The following is a 21,388-nucleotide window of genomic DNA, read 5'->3' as shown; positions in this document are numbered from 1 at the left end:
GGTTACCAGAACTTCAAACGGTCGTACCAGGCCTTCTCTTCCGCCGCCTGGGGCCGGACCTGCTCGCCCGTGAGCATTTCGTAGGAATCCATGTACCACTCACTGCCCGGGAAGTTATGGCCCAGGACCGAGGCGGTCTTGCGCGCCTCGTCCTTGAGGCCGAGGGCGAGATAGGCCTCGGTCAGGCGGTGCAGGGCCTCGGGCACGTGGGTCGTCGTCTGATACTTGTCGACGACGGCGCGGAAGCGGTTGATGGCGGCCAAATACTGGTGCTGGTTGTGGTAGTAGCGGCCAATCTCCATCTCCTTGCCCGCCAGATGGTCATAGGTCAATTCCATCTTGAACTTGGCGTCACGGGCGAACTTCGAATCGGGGAAGCGGGTGACGACTTCCTTCAGGCTTTGCAGCGCCAGGGTCGTCATCTGCTGGTCGCGGGTGACGTCGGAGATCTGCTCGTAATAGGCCAGGCCCTTCAGATAGTAGGCATAACCCACGTCCTCGTGGGTCGGATGCAGCTGAATGAAGCGGTCGAGCGCCGCGACGGCTTCCTGATAATTGTTCGACTTGTAATAACCGTAGGCCGCCATGATCTGCGCCTTGGTGGCCCAGACCGAATAGGGGTGCTGGCGCTCGACCTCTTCGAAGGTCAGCGCCGCATCGGCGAACTTACGGTCGCCCATTTGATCGACGCCGCGGTTGTACAACTCGTCCACGGGCTTTTCCACGTAGGCGGGCTTGTCGTCCTCGAAGATCGAGCAGGCGGAAACGGCCAGCGATACCGCCAGGACGGGAATGAGGATTCTGATCCGGTCGGATATGCGCATCGGCGGATGATCTGCTGTGTCAGGTCTCAAGGTCGGGCACTCCCTATCCGGTCGAACCGGGGCGTGCCGGGAGCGGCGAATATATCACGCGGGGAAACCAATTGAAAAAGGCCAATATCCCCTTTTCCACGGGATTTGGCCCGGTTTCGCGGGATTGCAAGGCAGGGGCCCGGGAAAACGAAAGCGGCGCCCCAAGGCGCCGCCGCAATCCGCGTCATTTCCGGTCCGTCAGGCGAGGGCGGCTTCCGCCTTGATGCCGCCGTCCATGGCGGTCTTCGATTCGTCGCCGCGCAGAACGTCGTAGCACCAGGCGTCCGGATCGGCGAACAGCTTGCGCAGCAGCGCGTTGTTGATGGCGTGCCCCGCCCGTTCGGCCCGGTAGGCGCCGATGATCTGGCCGCCGGCCAGGTACAGGTCGCCGATCGCGTCCAGGGCCTTGTGGCGCACGAATTCGTCGTCGTGGCGCAGACCGCCGTCGTTCAGAACCTTATCGCCGTCGATGACGATGGCGTTGTCGAGGGAGCCGCCGCGGGCCAGACCGGCCTTCTGCATGGCTTCGACCTCGTGCATGAAGCCGAAGGTCCGCGCATTCGCCAATTCCTTGCAGAAAGCACCATTGACGACGCCGAGCCGCAGATGCTGGCGGCGGATCGCCTGGCTTTTGAATTCAATCTCGAAATCGACCGAGAACACCGGCGACGGGGTCAGCTCGGCGCGGCCCTGGTCGGTTTCCACGGAAACCGGCTTGAGAACGCGGATCACGCGGCGGTCGGCGACAAGCGCCACCACGCCGGCGGCGCGGATGATATCGACGAAATGCTGAGAGCTGCCATCCATGACGGGCACTTCCGGGCCGTCCAATTCGATCCGCACGTTGTCGATCCCGCAGCCGGCCAGGGCCGCCATCAGGTGTTCGACCGTGCCCACGGACACGCCCTGGTCGTTGGCCAGGGCGGAACACATGCGGGTGTCAGAGACACAGTCCCAGCGCGCGGCGACGGCGCCGTTTTCGGACAAGTCCGTGCGATGGAAATGAATGCCGTAATCGGCCGGGGCGGGATGCAGGGTCAGGGTGACCGGCGCGCCGGAATGCAGACCGATCCCGGTCAGGGACACCGCTTCCTTCAAGGTTCGCTGACGAACGGCTTCCTTAAACGATGCTTTGGTCTGCTGGTCTTTCTGGCCGACGGTGATCAAACCCATCAGGTTCCCCGTTTCTTTCGTTTTTTTTCGAGACTGTTGCCCGGAATGTCCGGCGCAGGCCCCCAAAGTCGTAATTTTCAACCGCATCCCCGGTCGCGCGATTTTCGTTCGACACGGTGCGGCAGAATTGAAGAAATCCCAGGCTCATGAATAAACAGAACCTGGGATCCCCTCAAATCACTAATTGTTTCCGAATGTTACGGTGTTCCACCGTCCCTTCAGTTGGCCTGACGGCGGAGGAAGGCCGGAATGTCCAAAAGGTCATCTTCCGTGTCCGCCGAGGGCAGCCGATCGGCCGGATCGACCCCGCCCAAAGGCGCTTTGGGAGCCGACTGAACCGGGGCCGCCTGCACCGGAGCCGGGGCCTGAACGGGGGCCGGGGCGGGATTTTCCGCCGCTTGCGGGGTCGCCGCGCGCGACCGAATCAGGGCGTCGATGGTGCCCCGCTCGGACACCGCCGCCGGTTGTGCCGCCGGGGCAGGTTCGGAAACGGCGGTTTCCTCGGGTTTTTTGGCCCGTCCGGTGCCGGTGACCCGTTCGAACAGCGACAGGCCGCCGCCTTCCTTCTTGGGCCGCCGCAGCAACCCGCCCATCCTGGGCGCGTCATCCTCGGCGTGGGATCCGTTGACCATGGCCGCCACTTCGAAGGGGTCGGCACCGGCAGCAGGACCGTCCAGGGTGTCGTCGTCTTCGACCTCGACGGCGCGCTGCGGAATGAAGGATTCCACGTTGCCCGCGCCCGGCATGGCCGCCGGAACCCGGGGCTGCAGTTCCGCCGGGGCCGCTTCGGCGACTTCCGGCAGGCTGTCCATGGGCTCGGCGTCGGCTTCGGCGACCGCGTCCATGGGCTCGGAATCGAACGAATCGGCGGCCGATTCGGCGACGTCGTCGGTGATTTCGGGGGCCGGCTCGGGTGCCGGGACCGGCTCGTTACGCATGGTGACGATGGCCGGCTGGGCGGCCTTCGGCTCTTCCTCAGGCCGGGGCACGCGGACCGGCGCGATGCGCTGGGCCTGGTTCAGGATATGCAGGTGCGACGGCTGTTCGCCTTCGGCGGCCTCCAGACCCGTGGCCACGACGGACACCCGCATGGTGCCCTCCATGGATTGGTCGAAGGCGGAACCGATGATGATATAGGCGTCTTCGTCCACTTCGGCGCGGACCCGGTTGGCGGCTTCATCGACCTCGAACAGCGTGATGTCCTCGCCGCCCGTGATGTTGATCAGCACGCCGCGCGCGCCCCGCATGGAGGCGTCGTCCAGAAGCGGGTTGGAAATGGCCGCTTCCGCCGCGTCGAGGGCCCGGCGTTCGCCGGCCGCCTCGCCCGTGCCCATCATGGCCCGGCCCATGCCCTGCATGACCGATTGCACGTCGGCGAAATCCAGGTTGATGAGGCCCGGCATCACCATCAGGTCGGTGATCGAGCGCACGCCCGAATACAGAACGTCGTCCGCCATCTTGAAGGCGTCGGCGAAGGTCGTCTTTTCGTTGGCGACACGGAACAGGTTCTGGTTGGGGATGATGATCAAGGTATCGACGTATCCCGCCAGTTCGTCCAGGCCCTGTTCGGCCAGACGCATGCGGTGGCTGCCCTCGAACTGGAAGGGCTTGGTCACCACGCCGACCGTCAGGATGCCGTGCTCGCGCGCGGCCTTGGCGATCACCGGCGCGGCGCCGGTGCCCGTCCCGCCGCCCATGCCGGCGGCGATGAACACCATGTTGGACTGGTGCAACTCGTCAAGGATCTCGCTGATCGATTCCTCGGCGGCGGCCTTGCCGACTTCCGGCTTGGACCCAGCGCCGAGACCTTTCGTCACGCCGGTGCCGAGTTGGATGCGGCGGTCGGCCTTCGAGCCCTTGATGGCCTGGGCGTCCGTGTTGGCGACGATGAAGTCGCAGCCTTCAAGATTGGCCGCGATCATATTGTTGACGGCGTTGCCACCGGCCCCGCCGACGCCGATCACGCTGATCCGAGGTTTCAATTCGGGCGCGTCGTGATCTTCCGGTACTGTAATTTTAATGGTCATTTCTCTGCCTCCGATGATTACTTGCCGCCTGAATAAATGCAACTACGACCGGACCCGCCGTGGGTACATTCAGGGGATTGGTTGAAAACACGTTGTTGATTGCTCATTCAGAAGTTCTCCCGCAGCCACTGGCCGAACCGCCCGAAGGCGCCACTGCGTTCCTTGATCGGCTGAAAATCGCCCCCAGCCACCTCCAAGGGGTTTTCCACCGCATAGCGGATCAACCCGACCGAGGTTGCGAACCCCGGCCCCGAAACCGCTTCCGATAGCCCCTCGACCCCGCGCGGCCGGGCCAGGCGAACCTGACGGCCGAGCACGTCTCCGGCGAGTTCCGCCAATCCGGACAGCTGGCTCGCCCCGCCGGTCAGCACCACGCGCTGGCCGATGGCCTTGTCGAACCCGCTGGCCGCCAGACGGTCGCGCACCAGTTCCATGATTTCCTCGGCCCGGGGCCGGACGATGCCGACCAGGACCGACCGCGGCACCTGCGTCTGGGCCGCTTCCTTGTCTTCGCCGATCAACGGCACGGTGATCATTTCCGCATCGTCGGACGGCGACGGAATGACGCAGCCGAACAGCGTCTTCATCCGTTCGGCGCTTTCCAGGGGCGTCGACAGGCCGCGCGCGATGTCGTTGGTCATGTGGCCGCCGCCGAGCGGAATAACGTCCGTATGGACCAGTTCGCCGTCGCAAAAGATGGCCAGCGATGTGACGCCGCCGCCGATGTCGATGCAGGTGGTGCCGAGCTGACGTTCGTCGTCGACCAAACAGGCCAGGGCAGAGGCGAAGGGCGTCGCCACCATGGCGTCGATCTCAAGCTGGCAGCGGTCGATCACCGTGCGCAGGTTCTTGACCGGGCCCCGTTGCGCCGTCACCAGATGCACATTGGCGCCCAGGCGCGAACCGTACATGCCGCGCGGATCGCGCACGCCGCGGTTGTCATCGACCGAATAGCCGACGGGGATGGAATGGATCATCTCCCGGTCGGCCGGGGTGCCGGCGGTGACCTGATCGGCCGTCAGAACGCGGTACAAATCCGCCTCTTCGATCTCACGGCCGCCGATTTCCGCTTCATGGGCAACCAGCTTCGATTTGGGCTTGCCGCAGGACAGGTTGACGAAGACCTTGTGAATGTTTTCGCCGACCATGGACTCGGCGACCTCGACCGTGGCGCGGATGGTCGCCTCGGCGGCCTCCAGGTCGATCACGCTGCCCGACTTCAGGCCGTGGGATTTCTGATGGCCGATGCCGACGACCCGCGCCGTCATCTGGTTGCTCGACACGCCCGTGGCCAGGCGCGCGATCACGCAGGTGACCTTGGACGAACCCAAGTCCAGGGCCGCGATCAGTCCGCTGCGCGGTTTTGCATTTCCCAATGGTTTGTTCATGGCCGTCGTCTCATATGGTTCTTGGTCAGTCTCACGTTTCTTGGCCTTTGGGCTTTCGGGGTGGGCGCGGCTTGGCGGCCTTGCGTACGATCAGGCGGTCCGGCAGGCGCAGGTCGAGAACCTCCACGTCACGGTCCAGAACCTTGTGCTGGCGTTCGTACTCCGCCAGCCGCAGCCAGGCGCCGCCGGGGTCGTCCTCGGGCAGCTGCACGTCGATGCCGTTTTCCAGGGTCAGCGTCCAACGACGCCCGGACACCCAGACAGCCGCCCGCACCTGGTTCATCAAATCCGGTTCGGCCTTGAGCGTTTCCAAAAGCGCCCTGGCATGGCGGGGCGCTTCGGGGCCGACCACGATGGGCAGGTCGGAGAACCGCTCCAACCCCGTGTTGAGGATCACCACCCCTTCGTCGTCGATCAGGTGAAACACCCCCTTGTTCTGCCAAAGGGCGAGCGGGGAGCGTTCCTCGATATGCAACATCACCGTGCCCGGCAGCATGCGTTCGACCACCGCGCGCTTGACCCAGGGCAGTTTCTCAACCCGCTCGCGGGCTTCGTCCGGATCGAAGCCGAAGATCGGCGCCCCCCGGGTCAGCCTGAGCGCGGCCAAAAGGTCGTCGCGCGTGGTCTGCGAGCGCCCGGTGACGAAGATGTCGTCGATGCGCAAGCCGACCTCGGCCGTCTGATCGACCGTCCAGGTCTGGGCCTTGGTGTACAACTGCGGCACGACGTCGTTGGACCACACCCACCATCCGCCACCGCCCGCGCCGGCCAGCACGGCGACCAAGGCACCCACGCCGACGGCGCGGCTCACCTGCCCGCGCAGCACGCGCTTTCTGGGCGCGCCCGGTTTACGCGCGCGGCGATTGCCCGCCGCCTGGGTGTCGTTCGCTTCGGTCTTCTTTTCGGCCATCAATCGCACTCCGCCTGTTCAACCATCCAGACGACCAGGTCCTGGAAGGACAGGCCCGCATGGGCGGCCTGTTCCGGCACCAGGGACGTGGGCGTCATGCCCGGTTGGGTATTGATTTCCAGCATGTAGAGGGTGTCGCCGTCGTAGCGGAAATCGGTCCGCGCCACGCCGCGGCAGCCGATCGCCTTGAACGCGCGTTCGGACAGGTCCATCGCCTGGTCGTAGACGCCCTTGTCGACCTCGGCGGGGATCACGTGGATCGACCCGCCGTTGGCGTACTTGGCGTCATAGTCGTAGAACCCGCGCGCGGTGGTGATTTCGGTGACCGCCAGGGCCTTGCCGCCCATCACCGAGACGGTCAACTCACGCCCGGGGATATAGCGCTCGATCATCACTTCCTCGCCGTAGCTCCACCCCGATCCCTCGAACGGCGGCTCGTTATCGCCCTCGCGGACGATATGCACACCGACGCTGGACCCTTCGTTCATGGGTTTGGCGACATAGGGCCGGGCCATGGGCTCCTTGGCGCGGGCCGCTTCGATGGTGGTGACGACATGGTCGGCGACGGGGATGCCCTCGGCCGCGAACAGGCGTTTGGCCATGGGCTTGTCCATGGCGACGGCGGAGGCCAGTACGCCCGAATGGGTATAGGGGATGCCCAGAATGTCGAGCAGGCCCTGGATACAGCCGTCCTCGCCGAAGCGGCCGTGCAGGGCGTTGAACACGGCGTCCGGGCGCGGGTAGAGGCGCGTGATCAGCGCGCCGACGTCGCGCTGCACGTCGATGGTCGTGACCTGATACCCGGCGTCCTGCAAGGCCTTGGCGCAGGCAGCACCCGACACCAGGGAAACCTCGCGTTCGGCGGACCAGCCACCCATCAGCACGGCGACGTGGCCGGTCATGGCGTGACCTCCCGCGCCTTGGGCAGGGACGGCACGCCGATGCGGCGGATTTCCCAGTGCAGTTCGACGCCGGTTTCCTCGAGCACCCGCCGACGCACTTCCTCGCCCAGACCCTCCAGGTCCGCCGCCGTGGCGTTGCCCGTGTTGATCAGGAAGTTGCAATGCTGCGGCGACACCTGGGCCCCGCCCCGCGTCAGGCCACGGCAGCCGGCCTCGTCGATCAGCTCCCAGGCCTTATGGCCCCCTTTTCCACCAGATGACGGATTGGCGAAGGTCGACCCGCCCGTGCGCGATTTCACGGGCTGGGTATCGCCCCGCGCTTTCTGAATCTCGGCCATGCGTTGTGAAATGGCATCGACGTCGCCGGGCGTGGCCCGGAACGTCGCCCGGGTGAAGATCACGTCCTCGGGCTGGCCGCAGTGACGATAGGCGAAGGCCATGTCGGCCGGGGAGAGGGCCGCAACCTCTCCCCTGCCGGTCACTGCCCATGCGGCCGCGAAAATATCGGAAACTTCGGCGCCGTAGGCCCCGGCGTTCATGCGCAAGGCACCGCCCACCGTGCCCGGAATGCCGATCAGGAATTCAAGCCCCGCAAGACCCGCGTCGCGCGCCGCGCGGGCCACGTTGACGTCCATGGCACCGGCCCCGGCGGTGACCGTGTCGCCATCGATGGAAATATCCGCAAAGGCCTTGCCCAGACGGATCACCACACCGGCGACACCGCCGTCGCGAACCAGAAGATTGGATGCCACGCCGATCACCGTGACCGGCACGCCGGCGGGAAGGTTCGCCATGAAGGCGGCAAGGTCGTCGGTGTCCGCGGGTTCGAACAGAACCTCGGCCGGGCCGCCGACGCGGAACCAGGAGAACCCCGCCAGCGCGGCATTGGCCGTCAGCCGGCCCCGTACGGGCGGCAGCCGGTCGAACAACGTCGTATCGTAGCGCGCCGCCATCATGCGCTGATCTCCCCGCTCTTGCTGCCGCCGGGAATTTCACGCAGCCCGCCGCCCAGTTCCTGAAGCTGTTCCGGCAGGGCGTTGGCCCAGGCCGTGATCGTGCCGGCGCCCAGGCAGACAACGAAGTCGCCGCTTTTCGCAAGATCCAGGGTGATGCGGGCCAGGTCCTCGGGGGCGTCCAAGGCAATCACCTTGCGGTGGCCGTGGACCTTCAGTCCCTCGACCAGGGAATCCCGGTCGATGCCCTCGATCGGCGCCTCGCCCGCCGCATAGACGGGGGCGACGACCACGGCATCGGCATCGTTGAAGCAGGTGCAAAAATCCTCGAACAGGTCGCGCAGGCGGGTGTAGCGATGCGGTTGCACCACGGCGATGACCTTGCCGTTGGTGGCGTCGCGGGCGGCGGCCAGGACGGCGGAAATTTCCACAGGATGGTGGCCGTAGTCGTCGATCACGGTGATGCCGCCGACCGTGCCGGTGCGGGTGAAGCGCCGCTTGACGCCGCCGAACTTGGCCAGGGCCCGCGCCACGTCGGCATCGGACAACATCATTTCATTGGCGATGGCGATGGCCGCCAGGGCGTTCTGCACGTTGTGCTGGCCGTACATGGGCAGGTGCAGGTCGGCGATCTCGCGGGTCTCGCCGGTCTTGCGGTCACGGATCACGGCGTCGAAGGCGATGCCGTCCAGGCCCGGCGTCATGTTGACGGCGCGCACGTCGGCCTGGGGGCTGAAGCCGTAGGTCACGACGCGGCGGTCGGACACCCGGGGGATCAGGTTCTGAACCTCGGCATGGTCGATGCACAGCACCGCGAAGCCGTAGAACGGGATGTTTTCGACGAACTGCACGAAGGCGCGCTTGAGTGTTTCGAAGTCGCCGTAATGTTCCATGTGTTCCGGGTCGATGTTGGTGACCACGGCGATGGTCGACGGCAGTTTCAGGAAGGTGCCGTCGCTTTCATCGGCCTCGGCCACCAGCCAGTCGCCGGTGCCCAAACGGGCATTGGTGCCGTAGGCATTGATGATGCCGCCGTTGATGACCGTGGGGTCGAGCCCGGCACCGTCCAGCACGGCAGATACCAGCGAGGTTGTCGTGGTCTTGCCATGGGTGCCGCCGACGGCGATCGACCATTTCAGGCGCATCAGTTCGCCCAGCATTTCGGCGCGGCGAACGACGGGGATCAGGTTCTGGCGCGCGGCCACGACCTCGGGATTGTCGGGTTTCACGGCGGACGACACGACCACGACCTGGGCCTGTCCCAGGTTCGCCGCGTCATGGCCGACATGGACGTCGATGCCCATATCGCGCAGGCGTTTCACGTTGGCGCTGTCGGCGATGTCCGACCCCTGGACGGAATATCCCAGGGAATGCAGAACCTCGGCGATGCCGCTCATGCCGATGCCGCCGATGCCGACGAAATGCAGGGTGCCGATGTCGAGGGGAAGCGCTCTCATGCCGCCTGCCTTCCTTCGCCGGAATGCCCGTTGGGCATCATGTCCGCCACCATGTCGGCCAGGGCGTGGGCCGCGTCGGGCCGCCCGATGCGACGGGACGCGCGGGCCGCATGGGCCAGGTGACGCGGGCTTTCGAACAGACTGGTCAACCGCCCGGCCAGGCGCTCGGCCGTGAACACGTCCTCCGCCATCAGCCAGCCGGCCCCGGCCTCGTCCACGGCCTGGGCGTTGGCGAACTGGTGGTTGTCGATGGCATGGGGATAGGGCACCAGGATCGCCGGGCGGCCGATCGCCGTCATCTCGGCGACGGTGGAGGCCCCGGCCCGCGCGATCAGCAGATGCGCCGCCGCAAGGCGCTGGGGAACATCGTCGAAGAAGTTTTTCAGATCGGCTTTGACCCCGGCCTGGGCATAGACCGTGGCCACGCGGTCCAGGTCCTCGGCCCGGCATTGCTGGGTCACGTTCAGGCGCTTCTTCAGAGCGTCGGGCAGCGACGCCAAAGCCGCCGGCACCACGTCGGACAAAACCCGGGCCCCTTGCGAACCGCCGGTGACCAGCAGGTTGAGCGGCCCGCGGTCGGTGATTTCGTCATAGGCCGTCTCGCGCGCCGCCAGGACCGCCGGGCGCACGGGCATGCCGGTCAGGTGGACCTTGGACTTGGCGGCCTCCGGCACCATCTGCGTGCCGTCGATGGAGGTCGCGATGCGCCGCACCCGGGTCGCCAGCAGGCGATTGGCGCGGCCCAGCACCGCGTTCTGTTCGTGGATCGCCGTGGCCAGCCCGGCCCAGGTCGCCGCCATCATGGTCGGCACCGAGGCATAACCGCCGAAGCCGATGACCGCGTCGGGCTTCAACCTGGCCAAAAGCTTGCGCGCCTGCAACATGCCGAGGCCGAGTTCGAACACGCTTTCGATGCGCGCCGTGAACCGCTTGCCGGCGATGCCGCCGGCCCGGATATGATGGGTTTCCAGATTGGCGAGCGCGCCGCCGAAGCCGCCGCCCCGCCGGTCGGTGATCAACGCCAGGCGGTAGCCCCGCGCGCCCAACTCGGCGGCAAGCGCCTCCGCCGGGAACACATGCCCGCCGGTGCCGCCGGCGGCGAGAACGGCCAGATGTCCGGTCATCTTGTCCGTCATCGCACGCCCCCTTCGCCCGGGCGCAGGCGGGTCAACGCCAGCATCATGCCGAAACCCAGCGCAATGGCGACCGTGGACGACCCGCCATAGGACACGAACGGCAGGGTCATGCCCTTGGGCGGGATCAGGTGCAGGGTCGAAGCCAGATTGATCATGGCCTGGACCGCGAATTGGACCAGCAGGCCGGCCGAGGCCAACAACACAAACAAATTGTCGTCCTTGTAGGCGCGGGTCAGGCCGCGGATCACCACGAAGGCAAACAGGCCGACGATGGCGACACAGACCAGCATGCCGAATTCCTCGCCGGCGACGGCGAAGATGAAATCCGTATGGGCGTCGGGCAGCACTTCCTTGACCCGTCCCTCGCCCGGGCCGCGCCCGGTCAGACCGCCGTTGTGGAAGGCGTCGAGCGACCGCATGACCTGATAGCCCTCGCCCGCCGAGGGATCGAAGAAACGGTCGACCCGCGCCCGCACATGGCCAAAGGTGAAATAGGCACCGACGCTGGCGGCCAGGAAAGCGAGGCCGATGCCCATGACCATGACGATCGGCAGCCCCGCCAGGAAGAACTGCACGGCCCAGACCGCGGCGACGACCATGGTCATGCCCACGTCCGGCTGCATCAGCAGCAATGCCGCGACCATCAGGAACAGGCCCGTGGCGACCAGATTACCGGGGTAGCCTTCCTGTAGCCGGGCCTGGGCGAAGAACCAGGCCGCGGTCACGGCAAGGGCCGGTTTGACGAATTCCGACGGCTGCAAGGACAGGGCACCGAAACTGAGCCAGCGCGTCGCCCCCTTGATTTCCGGCCCCACGGCCAGCACCGCCACCATCAGCACCATGGACCCGGCCAGCACGGCCATGGCCAGACGACGCACGCCCTTGGGTGACAACAGCGAGGTGCAGACGAGGATGAACAGGCCGAGCCCCAGGTAGAGCACCTGACGCCCCGCGAAATAATAGGTATCGAGACCCAGGCGCAAGGCCACCGGCGGCGAGGCCGCCAAGGCCAGCACCGCCCCGGTCATGGCCAGCACGGCGACGGCGGCCAGGTTCCAGCGATCGACCGTCCACCACCAGCGGGCCAGGATCGAATTGTCGGTGCGGGCGAGCGTGCTCATCTAGGCAACCTCCCCCGAGATCTCTGACTTGAAGGCATCGGGTGCCTCGGTCGGGTCGAGATGCTTGCCCGGCAGGGCCTCGACCGCATCCTTGAAGGCATCGCCCCGGTCCTCGAAGCTGGCGAACTGGTCGAACGACGCACAGGCCGGCGACAGCAGGACCACGGGCTTTTCCGCCTTGTCCTTCTTGGCCTGAGCAAAGGCCTGACCGACCGCCTTCGTGACCTCGCCGGAAATGGTGAAAGGCACCTTGCCGTCCAACACCTGGCCGAAGCCCAGCGCCGCCTCGCCGACCAGATAGGCATGGCGGATGCGCGGGAAATAGTCGGCAAGGCCCGTGATGCCGCCTTCCTTGGGACGGCCGCCGGCGATCCAGTAAATGGTGTCGTAACAGGCCAGCGCCTTGGCGGCGGCGGCGGCGTTGGTCGCCTTGGAATCGTTGACGAAGGCGACGCCGTCGACGACCTCGACCGGCTCCTGGCGATGGACCAGGCCGGGAAAGCTTTGCAGGCAGGCCATGATGACCCGACCCTCGACCCCGGCACGCCGGCAGGCGGCATAGGCCGCCGCCGCGTTCTGCCAGTTGTGCGGGCCTTGCAGGGCGGGAATGTCCTTGAGATCGGTGACCGGAACTTCCTGGCCGTCCATGTCGTCGACCAAAACGCCGTTGACCACGTAGACGCCGCCATGGATGCGCCGCTCGCCCGAGATCGGCACCACGATCTGTTCACCGGCGTCGGCCAGGTCCTCGTAGATCGCTTCGCAGTATGCATCGTCGACGCCGATGATCGCCGACTTGGGGTCGGTCTGACGGTGGAATATCTGGCGCTTGGCCGCGACGTAGCCGTCCATGTCACCGTGCCGGTCCAGGTGATCGGGGCTGATGTTCAGCAGCACCGCGATGTCCCAGGTGATGGAGAGCGTCAGGTCGAGCTGATAGGACGACATCTCGAGAATGTAGTTTCCGCCCTCGCCCAAGGGCTCTAGCGACAGAGCGGGTGGGCCCAGGTTGCCGCCGATGTCGGTTTCGCGCCCAGCCAACTGCATGATGTGGCCGATCAATGACGTGGTGGTTGACTTGCCGTTGGTGCCGGTGATGCCGATGTAGGCGGCGTCGCGCTGGGCACGGGCCAGAAGCTCGATGTCGCTGACGACCTCGCAGCCGGCGGCCTTGGCCAGGTTCACCACGGGATGCGGTTCGGGATAATGGAACGGAATGCCGGGGCTGAGCACCAGGGTCGTCAGTTCCCGCCAGTTGCAGGTGTAGAGATCGACCAGGGGGATATCCATTTCGCGGGCGCGCTGCCGGCTGTCCTCGTTGTCGTCCCAGGCCCAGACCTCGGCCTCGCTGTCGATCAGCGCCTTGCAGGTCGCCAGGCCCGAACGGCCAAGGCCGAGGACCGCGACCGGCATTTTGTAGAAGTAGAAAAGATCGATCATCGCCCCCTCACCGCAGCTTCAGGGTGGCGAGGCCCGCAAGGGCCAGGATGGTCGCGATGATCCAGAATCGGATGACGATGGTGGCCTCGGCCCATCCCTTCTGTTCGAAATGATGATGCAGGGGCGCCATGCGGAACACGCGGCGGCCGGTCAACTTGAACGAAATCACCTGCACGATGACCGACACGGTTTCCAGCACAAACAGGCCGCCGACGATGGCCAGCACCAGTTCATGCTTGGTGATGACGGCGACGGCGCCAAGCGCCCCGCCCAACGCCAAAGACCCCGTATCGCCCATGAAGACCTTGGCCGGCGGCGCGTTATACCAAAGGAACCCGAGAGCGGCCCCCACCAGCGAGCCCATGAACACGGCCAGCTCGCCCGACCCGGGCACGTAATGAAGTTGCAGATAGTTGGCGAACACGGTGTTGCCGACCAGATAGGCGATCAGCGCGAACACCCCGGCGGCGATCATCACCGGCACGATGGCAAGCCCGTCCAGCCCGTCCGTGAGGTTCACGGAATTGCTCGCGCCGACCATCACGAAGCAGGCGAACACGATGAACATCCAGCCCAGGTCGATCAGAACGTTCTTGAAGAACGGCAAGGCCAGGGTCGTTGCCAGGGGATCCGGCAGGTGTGCCGAAACCCAGAACGCGGCGACCCCCGCGATCGAAATTTGCAGGATCAGCTTCAGCTTGCCAGGCAGGCCCTTGGAATTGCGCTTGCTCACCTTCAGGTAGTCGTCGAGGAAGCCGATCACACCGTAACCGATGGTCACGCCAAGCGCCGTCCACACGAAGCCGCTTTCCAGGTCCATCCACAACAGGGTCGCCACGACGGAGGCAACCAGGATCAAAAGCCCGCCCATGGTCGGCGTGCCCTGCTTGGTGATCAGGTGGCTTTCCGGGCCGTCGTCGCGGATCGGCTGACCGCCCCTCTGCTTCGCCTTCAAAACCTCGATCAGCACGGGGCCGACCATGAAGCTGATGATCAAGGCGGTGATGACGGCGCCGCCCGTGCGGAAGGTCAGGTAGCGGAACACGTTAAGGACCGCGAACTCACCGGCCATGGGGAACAGGATTTCATACAGCATTGTCCGTCCCCTATTCCCCGTTGACGGCGCGGCCGCGACCGCCGTTGCCGTGTTCATGGTCCGAATGCTTATCAGCCAATGCCGTCAGGGCATCGACCACCGCGCCCATGCGCGATCCGAACGACCCCTTGACCAGAATGACGTCACCGGGCCGCACGGCGGAGGCGACCAGGGGCGCCAGTTTGTCGGACGTCTCCGCATGGCCGCCGCGCATCTCGCGAGGCAGTTCGTCGAACAGACAGCCCATCCCCGGGCCGGCGGTGAACACGGCGTCGATGCGGCGCTGGGCCAGCGGGGCCGCCAGCGCGCGATGCATGTCGTCGGACGTGTCGCCCAGTTCCAACATGTCGCCCAGAACGGCGATACGCCGTCCGTCCTTGGCCGGCTCGCTCATGCCCAGAACCTCGATGGCCGCGGTCACGGCGACGGGGCTGGCGTTGTAGCTTTCGTCGATCAGGGTCAATTCCCCTCCTGCAAACGGAATGGCCAGACGGTTGCCCCGGCCCTTGGGCGGCGCCAGACGCGCCAGCATGGCGGCGGCCACGACCGGGTCCGCCCCCATGGCCTTGGCGGCGGCAAGGACACCCAACGTGTTGAGAACCCAGTGGCGGCCCGGCACGCCGACGCGGTAGCGCAACGCCGTCCCGGCGACATCCGCCAGCACGCCCGTGCCCAGCGCGTCGGGGCGTGTTTCCGTGGCCCGCACGTCGGCCGCCTCGTGCAGGCCGAAGGATATGACCTGCCCCGCGCCGGCGTTGCGGGCAGCGGCGGACAGGCGGTCGAACATGGGATTGTCGCGGTTGAGCACGGCCGTGCCGCCGGCGATCAGGCCGTCGAAGATTTCCGCCTTGGCGTCGGCGATTTCCTCCACCGACCGGAAGTATTCGCTGTGGACCAGTTCGACCGTGGTGATCAGCGCGACATGGGGGCGCGCCATCTGCGACAGCGGGCGGATTTCGCCCGGATGGTTCATGCCCATTTCGAACACGGCGGAGGTCGCTTCGATCGGCAGGCGGGCCAGGCTGAGGGGCAAACCCCAATGGTTGTTCAGGTTGCCCTTCGACGCATGAACCTCGCCCTTGCGCGCCAGGATCATGGCCAGGGCATCCTTGCTGCCGGTCTTGCCGACACTGCCGGTGACGGCGCAGATCTTGGCCCGGGAACGGTCGCGGGCGGCGCGGCCCAGGCCTTCCAGGGCCTGCGTGGTATCGTCGACCCGCACGCCAGGGGCGTCGGTGGGAATGTCCGTGAACCCGCGCCGCACGACGACGCCGGCGGCACCCTTTTCCAGGGCCGCCCGGGCATGGTCGTGGCCGTCGGACGCAACCCCCTTGATGGCGACGAACAGGTCGCCGGGCATGAGGCTGCGGGTATCGATGGACACGCCCGTGGCTTGCCAGTCACCGACGGCATCGCCTTCCGTCGCGGCGGCGGCGGCACCGGCGTTCCACAGCACGTAGGGCGCTTTGGTCATGCCCATGGCCTTACCCCTCCTCCGCCAGGGCGGCGCGGGCCGCCTCGCGGTCGTCGAAAGGCAGGATGCGGGAGCCGACGATCTGGCCCCGCTCATGGCCCTTGCCGGCGATGACCAGAATCTCGCCCGCCGACAGGTCGGCGACGGCGGTCGCGATCGCCTCGCCCCGGTCGGCGATTTCCGAGGCGCCGGGGGCGGCTGCCAGGATTTCGGCACGGATTTGATCGGGGTCCTCGCTGCGCGGATTGTCGTCGGTGACGATGACCCGGTCGGCCAGATCGCCGGCGATGCGGCCCATTTCCGGGCGCTTGCCACGGTCCCGGTCGCCGCCGCAGCCGAACACCACGGCGAGCGCACCCGCCGCATGGGGACGTAGCGCCGTCAGCACGTTTTCCAAGGCATCCGGCGTATGAGCGTAATCCACATAGACGGCGCCGCCCGTGGGCTTTTCGCCGATCCATTCCATGCGCCCGGGGGCGCCCGACAGGCTTTCCAACGCCGCCAGGGCGGTTTCCGCCGCAACCCCCGTGACCCGGGCCAGGCCCAGGGCGCAGAGCGCGTTCATGGCTTGGAAGCGTCCGGCCAGGGGCAGAAACAAATCGCGCTCAACACCCTCGGCCATCAAGCCGAGGTGCTGGCCGCGGGCTTCGGGCCGGGATGACAGAAGCTTGTAGTCGACACCGCGTTCGCCGTAGGTGCGAACCCGCAGATGGCGGGCCTGGGCGGCGGCGATCACGTCGGCGCCATGGGCATCGTCGGCGTTGATGACAGCGGCCCCGCCATCCACGACCAGGGTATCGAACAGGCGGCGCTTGGCCTTGAAATAGGTATCGGTGCTGCCGTGATAATCCAGGTGGTCGCGGGTCAGATTGGTGAAGGCGCCGGCGGCGATGCGCACACCGTCGAGCCGGCATTGGTCGAGACCATGGCTCGACGCCTCAAGCGCCAGATGATCGACACCCAGATCCGCCAGATGCGACAGGTCCGCGTGCAGGTCCGCCGGATCGGGCGTGGTCAGCCCTTCGTCGCGCGAGAACACGTCCGACTGAATGCCCAGGGTCCCGGCGCTGGCGGCCTTAAGGCCCGCCTGTTTCCAGATCTGACGCAGGAAGCTGGCAACCGAGGTCTTGCCGTTGGTGCCGGTGACGGCGGCGACGGTTTCCGGCTGATGCGGATAGAACCGCGCCGCCAGCAGGGCATAGCGGCGGCGTGGGTTGTCCGTATCAAGGAGCGGCGTGGTCTCGTATCCGTCGGGCAACCGGGTGCCGGGCGGCGCCAGGATCGCCGCCGCCCCGCGCGCCAGGGCATCGGGGATGTAGTCGCGGCCGTCGTTGGCGGTGCCGGGAATGGCGGCGAACAGGAAACCGGGCGCGACGCGGCGCGAGTCACAGGTCACGCCCGTGATCTCCGGAGCCCTCGCCCCGGCCGTCTGGCCGCTGTTCATCTCGTCCATCCACATGTCACTCAGCCGCACGCACCTGCTCCGGTTGACGGGAAATGCTTTCGAGTTCGCGAAGAGCCGCCGGCTTCAGCGCGGGCGCGGCCCCTTCCGCTTCGCCCGGAAGGTCGCGGACCGCCGCCAGATGCGGCATGCCGTATTCAGGCGAAATGCCCATGATCCCGGCCGTGCGCTGCACGATGCGGCCGACCGCCGGTGCCGCGACCCAGCCGCCCGTGGCGTAACCGAAGGATTCCTTGGTGCCCTTGGGCTCGTCCACGACGACGCAGACCACATAGCGCGGCGCGTGGATCGGGAACGCGCCGACGAAGGACGCGATGTTGGCCTTGTCGGAATAGCCGCCGGCCTTGATCTTTTCCGCCGTGCCGGTCTTACCGCCGATCAGGTAGCCGTCGGCTTCCTTCTCCGCGTTCTTGCCGGTGCCGCGGCTGACGACCAGGCGCATCAGGCCGCGCATCTTGGCCGAGGTGTCCGGCGAGAACACGCGCGCCCCCGGAATGCCTTCCGGCGCCTGCTGCTTAATCAACGTGGTCGGCCGGCGGATGCCGCCGTTGACCGTGGTCGCGATGGCATTGGCGAGCTGCACCGGCGAAACCGAAATGCCGTGGCCGTAAGAAACCGTCACGGTGCTGATTTCGCGCCACGGCGACGGGACAAGAGGGTGACCTACCTCAGGCAACTCAACGGGGGACGGACGCAGGAGGCCGAGCCGCCCGAGGTAGGTCTGTTGGGCTTTGGTGCCCACATCGAGGGCCATTTTGGCTGCCCCGATATTCGATGAAAAAATCAGGATCTCCGGCACGCTGAGCCAGCGGTTCTTGGCGTGGTAATCGGTGATCGCGAAGCGCGCCACGCGCATCGGCTTGGATGCGTCATAGCCGCCGGAAATGGCGACCACGCCGGAATCCAGCGCCATGGCGGCGGTCAACAGCTTGAAGGTCGAACCCATTTCATAGACGCCCTTGGTGGCGCGGTTGAAACCGGCCTCGCCCAGCATTTCCACCGGGCGGTTGGGGTCGAAATCGGGCAGGGAGACCATGGCCACCAGTTCGGACGTATTGGCGTCCATCACGATGGCCGTGCCGCCAAGGGCGGAATATTCCTGCACCGTGTTGGTCAGCACCTCATGGGCGATGGCCTGGATACGTAGATCGATGGACAGTTGCAGGGGAGCTCCCCCACCCGTCAGTTTGCTTTCGAAATGGCGTTCGATCCCGGCCGTGCCGCGGCCGTCGATGTCGGTGACGCCCAGCACATGGGCCAGCAGGCGACCCTGGGGGTAGACCCGGCGCTCGCCGCGCTCGAACTGAATGCCCGGCAGGCCCAGGCGGTTGACCGCGTAATGCTGTTCCGGCGTCAGGTTGCGTTTCAGGTAGACGAACCGCCCGCGCGAGGCGAGGCGCTTTTCCAGCTTCTCGCGGTCCAGGTCCGGCAGCACGCGGATCAGCTTGTCGGCGGTTTCCTGCACATCCATCACATGCTTGGGATCGACGTAAAGAGAGACGGCCGGCAGCGAGGTCGCGACGACGATGCCGTTGCGGTCAACGATGTCCGCCCGTTCCTGAACCGGAGCCAGGGGATTGACGCTGCGCGCCAGGCGCGGCTCGGCCCGGTCGGCGAACAGGGTCAGGTCGACCACCCGCCAGCCCAACGCCATGAAGGCCATGGTGATGACCAGCCCGGTGACGATAAGGCGCGAGCGCCCGGTTTCCAGGGCTTCGGCCGTGCGGCCCGTGGGGCCGCCCCGGTAACGCGCGAAATCGAACAAATCACCCTGCATGAGGGACGCGATCATCGTCCGCCCTCCTTCACCGGCAGGGGGGCGAGGCCGAGGGCCCGGCGGATCGCCGGCAGGGCATCCTCGACCGCCTTGTCGCGGGAAGATGTGACGGCGGGCGCGGGGGCCGCTTCGGCCCTTGGTTCAACCGTGCGGTCGGCGACCTCGACGGTGGGCCGCCAGGGAATGTCCTCGACCGTGCCAAGCTGTTTGGTCGCGATGGGTTCCAGCCCCAGATAGCGTTCAGACAACATCCGCAGACGTTGCGGGTCGTTGAGATGCGCCCATTCCGCCTGCAGCACGTGGACGGCGCGGTTGTCGCGGGCGATGCCGCGGTTGAGGGCGTCAAGCTGATCCTCCAGGTCCTGGACCTGGTAGCTGACCATGAACAGGCCGAGCGACATGACGGCGGCGAGAACAAGGGCGAGGAAGGTCGTGCGCTTGCTCATGTGCGATCCCTCCTCATCATGCCGCCGCCCGGGCGGGGGCGTCCGTGCGCACGGCCCAGCGCAGGCGGGCCGAACGGGCGCGCGGGTTGGACCGGGTCTCGGCCGCGCCCGGCTTGACCGTGCCGCGGGTGATCAGGGTGAAGGTCGGCTTGTGGGTGCTGACGGGCAGGTCCGGCAGATGGCGTGACGGGCGCGGCCCGGCGCCGGAGCGTTCGCGCAGGAATTCCTTTACCACCCGGTCCTCCAGCGAATGGAAGGACACGACGGCCAACCGGCCGCCCGGCGCCAGTATCGCCTCGGCCCCGGCAAGGCCGCGGGCCAGTTCGCCCAGTTCGTCGTTGACGAAGATGCGCAGCGCCTGGAACGTGCGGGTCGCGGGATCGATGCCGTCCTTGGATTTCTTGACGACGCCGCGGATCAGGTCGGCCAGTTCCTCGGTGCGGGTGATCGGCGCCTTTTCCCGCAGTTCGACGATGGCGCGCGCAACGCGGCGCGACGCCCGTTCCTCGCCGTACTTATAGATAAGGTCGGCCAGTTCCTGTTCGGCCATGGAATTGACCACGTCGGCGGCGGTCGCCATGTCGTGGCCCAGGCGGCTGTCGGAATCCATGCGCATGTCCAAGGGCCCGTCGGCGCGGAAGGAAAACCCCCGCGCCGGGTCGTCCAACTGCATGGAGGACACGCCGAGGTCGAGCGCCACGCCGTCGATCCGCCCCACCCCGACGGAGGACAGCAGTTCCTTCATGTCGCCGAAGCGCCCGGCCAGCACCGTCAGGCGGCCCGGAAATTCCTGGCCCAGTTCGGCGCCGATGGTTTGCGCCAGGGGGTCGCGGTCGATGCCCCAGACCGTGCAGTCGGCGGCCTCCAGCAAACCGCGGGAATATCCCCCGGCGCCGAAGGTGGCGTCGACATAGACGCCGCCGTCCCGGGGCTCCAGGGCGCGGAGAACTTCGGCAAGCATGACCGGGGAGTGACGGGATTTATCAGCCATCGCCGTCCTCCCCGGCCGATGCGCCTGGCCGTTTCGGTAATTTCAATGTCATGCCGCGCGATTTGGCGCGCTCGAAGGCGCCGCCGCGCTGGGCTTCGTAGGCGACCGGCTCCCACATCATCATGCGGGTGCCGCGGCCGACGAACAGGACCTCGTTCTTGATGTTGGCGTAATCGCGGAGATCGTCGGTCAGGACGATGCGGCCTTCCGGGTCCATCGGCAGCTCGCGGGCGTTTTCCAGGATCACGGCGGCCAGATCGTCCTGGTCGTCGGAGAACACATCGAGATTCTCGAGCCCTTCGGCGAGGCGCATCATGAAAGCCTCGTCGCAGGCTTCGAGCGCCGGATACTTGAAGGACGGAAAGGCATAGAGGCCGGAAAAGGCGTCGGCATCAGACTGGCCGCGCGACAGGGCCGCGCGGAAGGGCTTGGGTACGCTGACCCGTCCCTTCTTGTCGATCCTGTTGACGTGCCGTCCGACCAGCAGCGCCACCGCTACCCCCTTAGGGCTTTCGCCCGATTCCCGCTCGGCGGGGATGATCGCGCCCAACTCCGGACGTCGTCCCCGCACCCGCGTCCGCCGGTCCTCCGACCGAAAAGAATTCCGTGATTCCCTCCCGGAATTCCTCAGTGGCGCCGCCCCCGGCCCCCGATAACCGCCCCGCCCGTAAGGACAAGGTGCGGCCCGGCGTCCGAAAACACTGCGCCATTCACGCACTTTGGGCATGTTTGGGATATCATGGGATATCATGGGCGTCAATGGAATTGGCCTGGGATTCCA

At 66.5% G+C, this 21,388-nt stretch carries 18 protein-coding genes; all 18 read right to left on the bottom strand.

From position 1 onward, the window contains the following. Window positions 1–2: 2 nt before the first annotated feature. Window positions 3–854 (bottom strand): outer membrane protein assembly factor BamD, encoded by an 852-nt coding sequence (locus RJ527_12160; GenBank protein ID WND74795.1) that lies wholly within the window; start codon window positions 852–854, stop codon window positions 3–5. Between the two features lie 198 nt (window positions 855–1,052). Continuing rightward, complete coding sequence (lpxC, locus tag RJ527_12155; GenBank protein ID WND74794.1) at window positions 1,053–2,027, bottom strand: UDP-3-O-acyl-N-acetylglucosamine deacetylase; 975 nt, start codon at window positions 2,025–2,027, stop codon at window positions 1,053–1,055. A 218-nt stretch (window positions 2,028–2,245) separates the two neighbouring features. Continuing rightward, window positions 2,246–4,054, bottom strand: a complete 1,809-nt coding sequence (ftsZ, locus tag RJ527_12150; protein WND74793.1) for a cell division protein FtsZ — start codon at window positions 4,052–4,054, stop codon at window positions 2,246–2,248. Between the two features lie 107 nt (window positions 4,055–4,161). Further along, window positions 4,162–5,442, bottom strand: coding sequence for a cell division protein FtsA (gene ftsA / locus RJ527_12145; GenBank protein ID WND74792.1), 1,281 nt, complete (start codon window positions 5,440–5,442; stop codon window positions 4,162–4,164). 31 nt (window positions 5,443–5,473) lie between these two features. After that, window positions 5,474–6,352, bottom strand: coding sequence for an FtsQ-type POTRA domain-containing protein (locus RJ527_12140; protein ID WND74791.1), 879 nt, complete (start codon window positions 6,350–6,352; stop codon window positions 5,474–5,476). Next, window positions 6,352–7,254 (bottom strand): D-alanine--D-alanine ligase, encoded by a 903-nt coding sequence (locus tag RJ527_12135; protein ID WND74790.1) that lies wholly within the window; start codon window positions 7,252–7,254, stop codon window positions 6,352–6,354. The genes RJ527_12140 and RJ527_12135 overlap by 1 nt, the downstream gene beginning before the upstream one ends. Next, window positions 7,251–8,210 (bottom strand): UDP-N-acetylmuramate dehydrogenase, encoded by a 960-nt coding sequence (murB, locus tag RJ527_12130; protein ID WND74789.1) that lies wholly within the window; start codon window positions 8,208–8,210, stop codon window positions 7,251–7,253. Before murB ends, RJ527_12135 begins: the two co-directional genes overlap by 4 nt. Then, window positions 8,207–9,664, bottom strand: a complete 1,458-nt coding sequence (murC, locus tag RJ527_12125; protein WND74788.1) for a UDP-N-acetylmuramate--L-alanine ligase — start codon at window positions 9,662–9,664, stop codon at window positions 8,207–8,209. Before murC ends, murB begins: the two co-directional genes overlap by 4 nt. Then, window positions 9,661–10,800 (bottom strand): undecaprenyldiphospho-muramoylpentapeptide beta-N-acetylglucosaminyltransferase, encoded by a 1,140-nt coding sequence (gene murG, locus RJ527_12120; GenBank protein WND74787.1) that lies wholly within the window; start codon window positions 10,798–10,800, stop codon window positions 9,661–9,663. Before murG ends, murC begins: the two co-directional genes overlap by 4 nt. Continuing rightward, complete coding sequence (locus RJ527_12115; GenBank protein ID WND74786.1) at window positions 10,797–11,921, bottom strand: putative peptidoglycan glycosyltransferase FtsW; 1,125 nt, start codon at window positions 11,919–11,921, stop codon at window positions 10,797–10,799. The genes murG and RJ527_12115 overlap by 4 nt, the downstream gene beginning before the upstream one ends. After that, window positions 11,922–13,361: a UDP-N-acetylmuramoyl-L-alanine--D-glutamate ligase gene (murD, locus tag RJ527_12110; GenBank protein ID WND74785.1), complete on the bottom strand. Its 1,440-nt coding sequence runs from the start codon at window positions 13,359–13,361 to the stop codon at window positions 11,922–11,924. A 7-nt stretch (window positions 13,362–13,368) separates the two neighbouring features. After that, on the bottom strand, window positions 13,369–14,457 hold the full coding sequence (mraY, locus tag RJ527_12105) for a phospho-N-acetylmuramoyl-pentapeptide-transferase (protein WND74784.1): 1,089 nt from the start codon (window positions 14,455–14,457) through the stop codon (window positions 13,369–13,371). Between the two features lie 10 nt (window positions 14,458–14,467). Beyond that, on the bottom strand, window positions 14,468–15,937 hold the full coding sequence (locus RJ527_12100; GenBank protein ID WND74783.1) for a UDP-N-acetylmuramoylalanyl-D-glutamyl-2,6-diaminopimelate--D-alanyl-D-alanine ligase: 1,470 nt from the start codon (window positions 15,935–15,937) through the stop codon (window positions 14,468–14,470). A 4-nt stretch (window positions 15,938–15,941) separates the two neighbouring features. Continuing rightward, window positions 15,942–17,405 (bottom strand): UDP-N-acetylmuramoyl-L-alanyl-D-glutamate--2,6-diaminopimelate ligase, encoded by a 1,464-nt coding sequence (locus tag RJ527_12095; GenBank protein WND74782.1) that lies wholly within the window; start codon window positions 17,403–17,405, stop codon window positions 15,942–15,944. Then, a complete protein-coding gene (locus tag RJ527_12090) occupies window positions 17,392–19,185 on the bottom strand; it encodes a penicillin-binding protein 2 (GenBank protein WND74781.1) in 1,794 nt (597 codons plus the stop codon). The genes RJ527_12095 and RJ527_12090 overlap by 14 nt, the downstream gene beginning before the upstream one ends. After that, entirely contained in the window at window positions 19,182–19,616 is a 435-nt protein-coding gene (locus tag RJ527_12085; protein ID WND74780.1) for a hypothetical protein, read from the bottom strand. The genes RJ527_12090 and RJ527_12085 overlap by 4 nt, the downstream gene beginning before the upstream one ends. A 16-nt stretch (window positions 19,617–19,632) precedes the next feature. Further along, window positions 19,633–20,607, bottom strand: coding sequence for a 16S rRNA (cytosine(1402)-N(4))-methyltransferase RsmH (gene rsmH, locus RJ527_12080; protein WND74779.1), 975 nt, complete (start codon window positions 20,605–20,607; stop codon window positions 19,633–19,635). Continuing rightward, a complete protein-coding gene (locus tag RJ527_12075; GenBank protein WND74778.1) occupies window positions 20,600–21,157 on the bottom strand; it encodes a division/cell wall cluster transcriptional repressor MraZ in 558 nt (185 codons plus the stop codon). The genes rsmH and RJ527_12075 overlap by 8 nt, the downstream gene beginning before the upstream one ends. Window positions 21,158–21,388: the final 231 nt, after the last annotated feature.

Source organism: Thalassospiraceae bacterium LMO-SO8 (assembly GCA_031655335.1).
Taxonomy (GTDB): domain Bacteria; phylum Pseudomonadota; class Alphaproteobacteria; order Rhodospirillales; family Casp-alpha2; genus UBA1479.
The sequence above is the reverse complement of the archived record's forward strand: the minus strand, read 5'-3'. Positions and strand labels throughout refer to the sequence as shown.

Excerpts from the sequence above, each read along its gene's own strand:
- RJ527_12085 (WND74780.1), bottom strand. The coding sequence starts at position 19,616 with ATGAGCAAGCGCACGACCTTCCTCGCCCTTGTTCTCGCCGCCGTCATG.
- murG (WND74787.1), bottom strand. The coding sequence starts at position 10,800 with ATGACGGACAAGATGACCGGACATCTGGCCGTTCTCGCCGCCGGCGGC.
- murC (WND74788.1), bottom strand. The coding sequence starts at position 9,664 with ATGAGAGCGCTTCCCCTCGACATCGGCACCCTGCATTTCGTCGGCATC.
- RJ527_12100 (WND74783.1), bottom strand. The coding sequence starts at position 15,937 with ATGGGCATGACCAAAGCGCCCTACGTGCTGTGGAACGCCGGTGCCGCC.
- murB (WND74789.1), bottom strand. The coding sequence starts at position 8,210 with ATGATGGCGGCGCGCTACGATACGACGTTGTTCGACCGGCTGCCGCCC.
- lpxC (WND74794.1), bottom strand. The coding sequence starts at position 2,027 with ATGGGTTTGATCACCGTCGGCCAGAAAGACCAGCAGACCAAAGCATCG.
- murD (WND74785.1), bottom strand. The coding sequence starts at position 13,361 with ATGATCGATCTTTTCTACTTCTACAAAATGCCGGTCGCGGTCCTCGGC.
- RJ527_12090 (WND74781.1), bottom strand. The coding sequence starts at position 19,185 with ATGATCGCGTCCCTCATGCAGGGTGATTTGTTCGATTTCGCGCGTTAC.
- mraY (WND74784.1), bottom strand. The coding sequence starts at position 14,457 with ATGCTGTATGAAATCCTGTTCCCCATGGCCGGTGAGTTCGCGGTCCTT.
- RJ527_12140 (WND74791.1), bottom strand. The coding sequence starts at position 6,352 with ATGGCCGAAAAGAAGACCGAAGCGAACGACACCCAGGCGGCGGGCAAT.
- RJ527_12115 (WND74786.1), bottom strand. The coding sequence starts at position 11,921 with ATGAGCACGCTCGCCCGCACCGACAATTCGATCCTGGCCCGCTGGTGG.
- ftsA (WND74792.1), bottom strand. The coding sequence starts at position 5,442 with ATGAACAAACCATTGGGAAATGCAAAACCGCGCAGCGGACTGATCGCG.
- RJ527_12135 (WND74790.1), bottom strand. The coding sequence starts at position 7,254 with ATGACCGGCCACGTCGCCGTGCTGATGGGTGGCTGGTCCGCCGAACGC.
- rsmH (WND74779.1), bottom strand. The coding sequence starts at position 20,607 with ATGGCTGATAAATCCCGTCACTCCCCGGTCATGCTTGCCGAAGTTCTC.
- ftsZ (WND74793.1), bottom strand. The coding sequence starts at position 4,054 with ATGACCATTAAAATTACAGTACCGGAAGATCACGACGCGCCCGAATTG.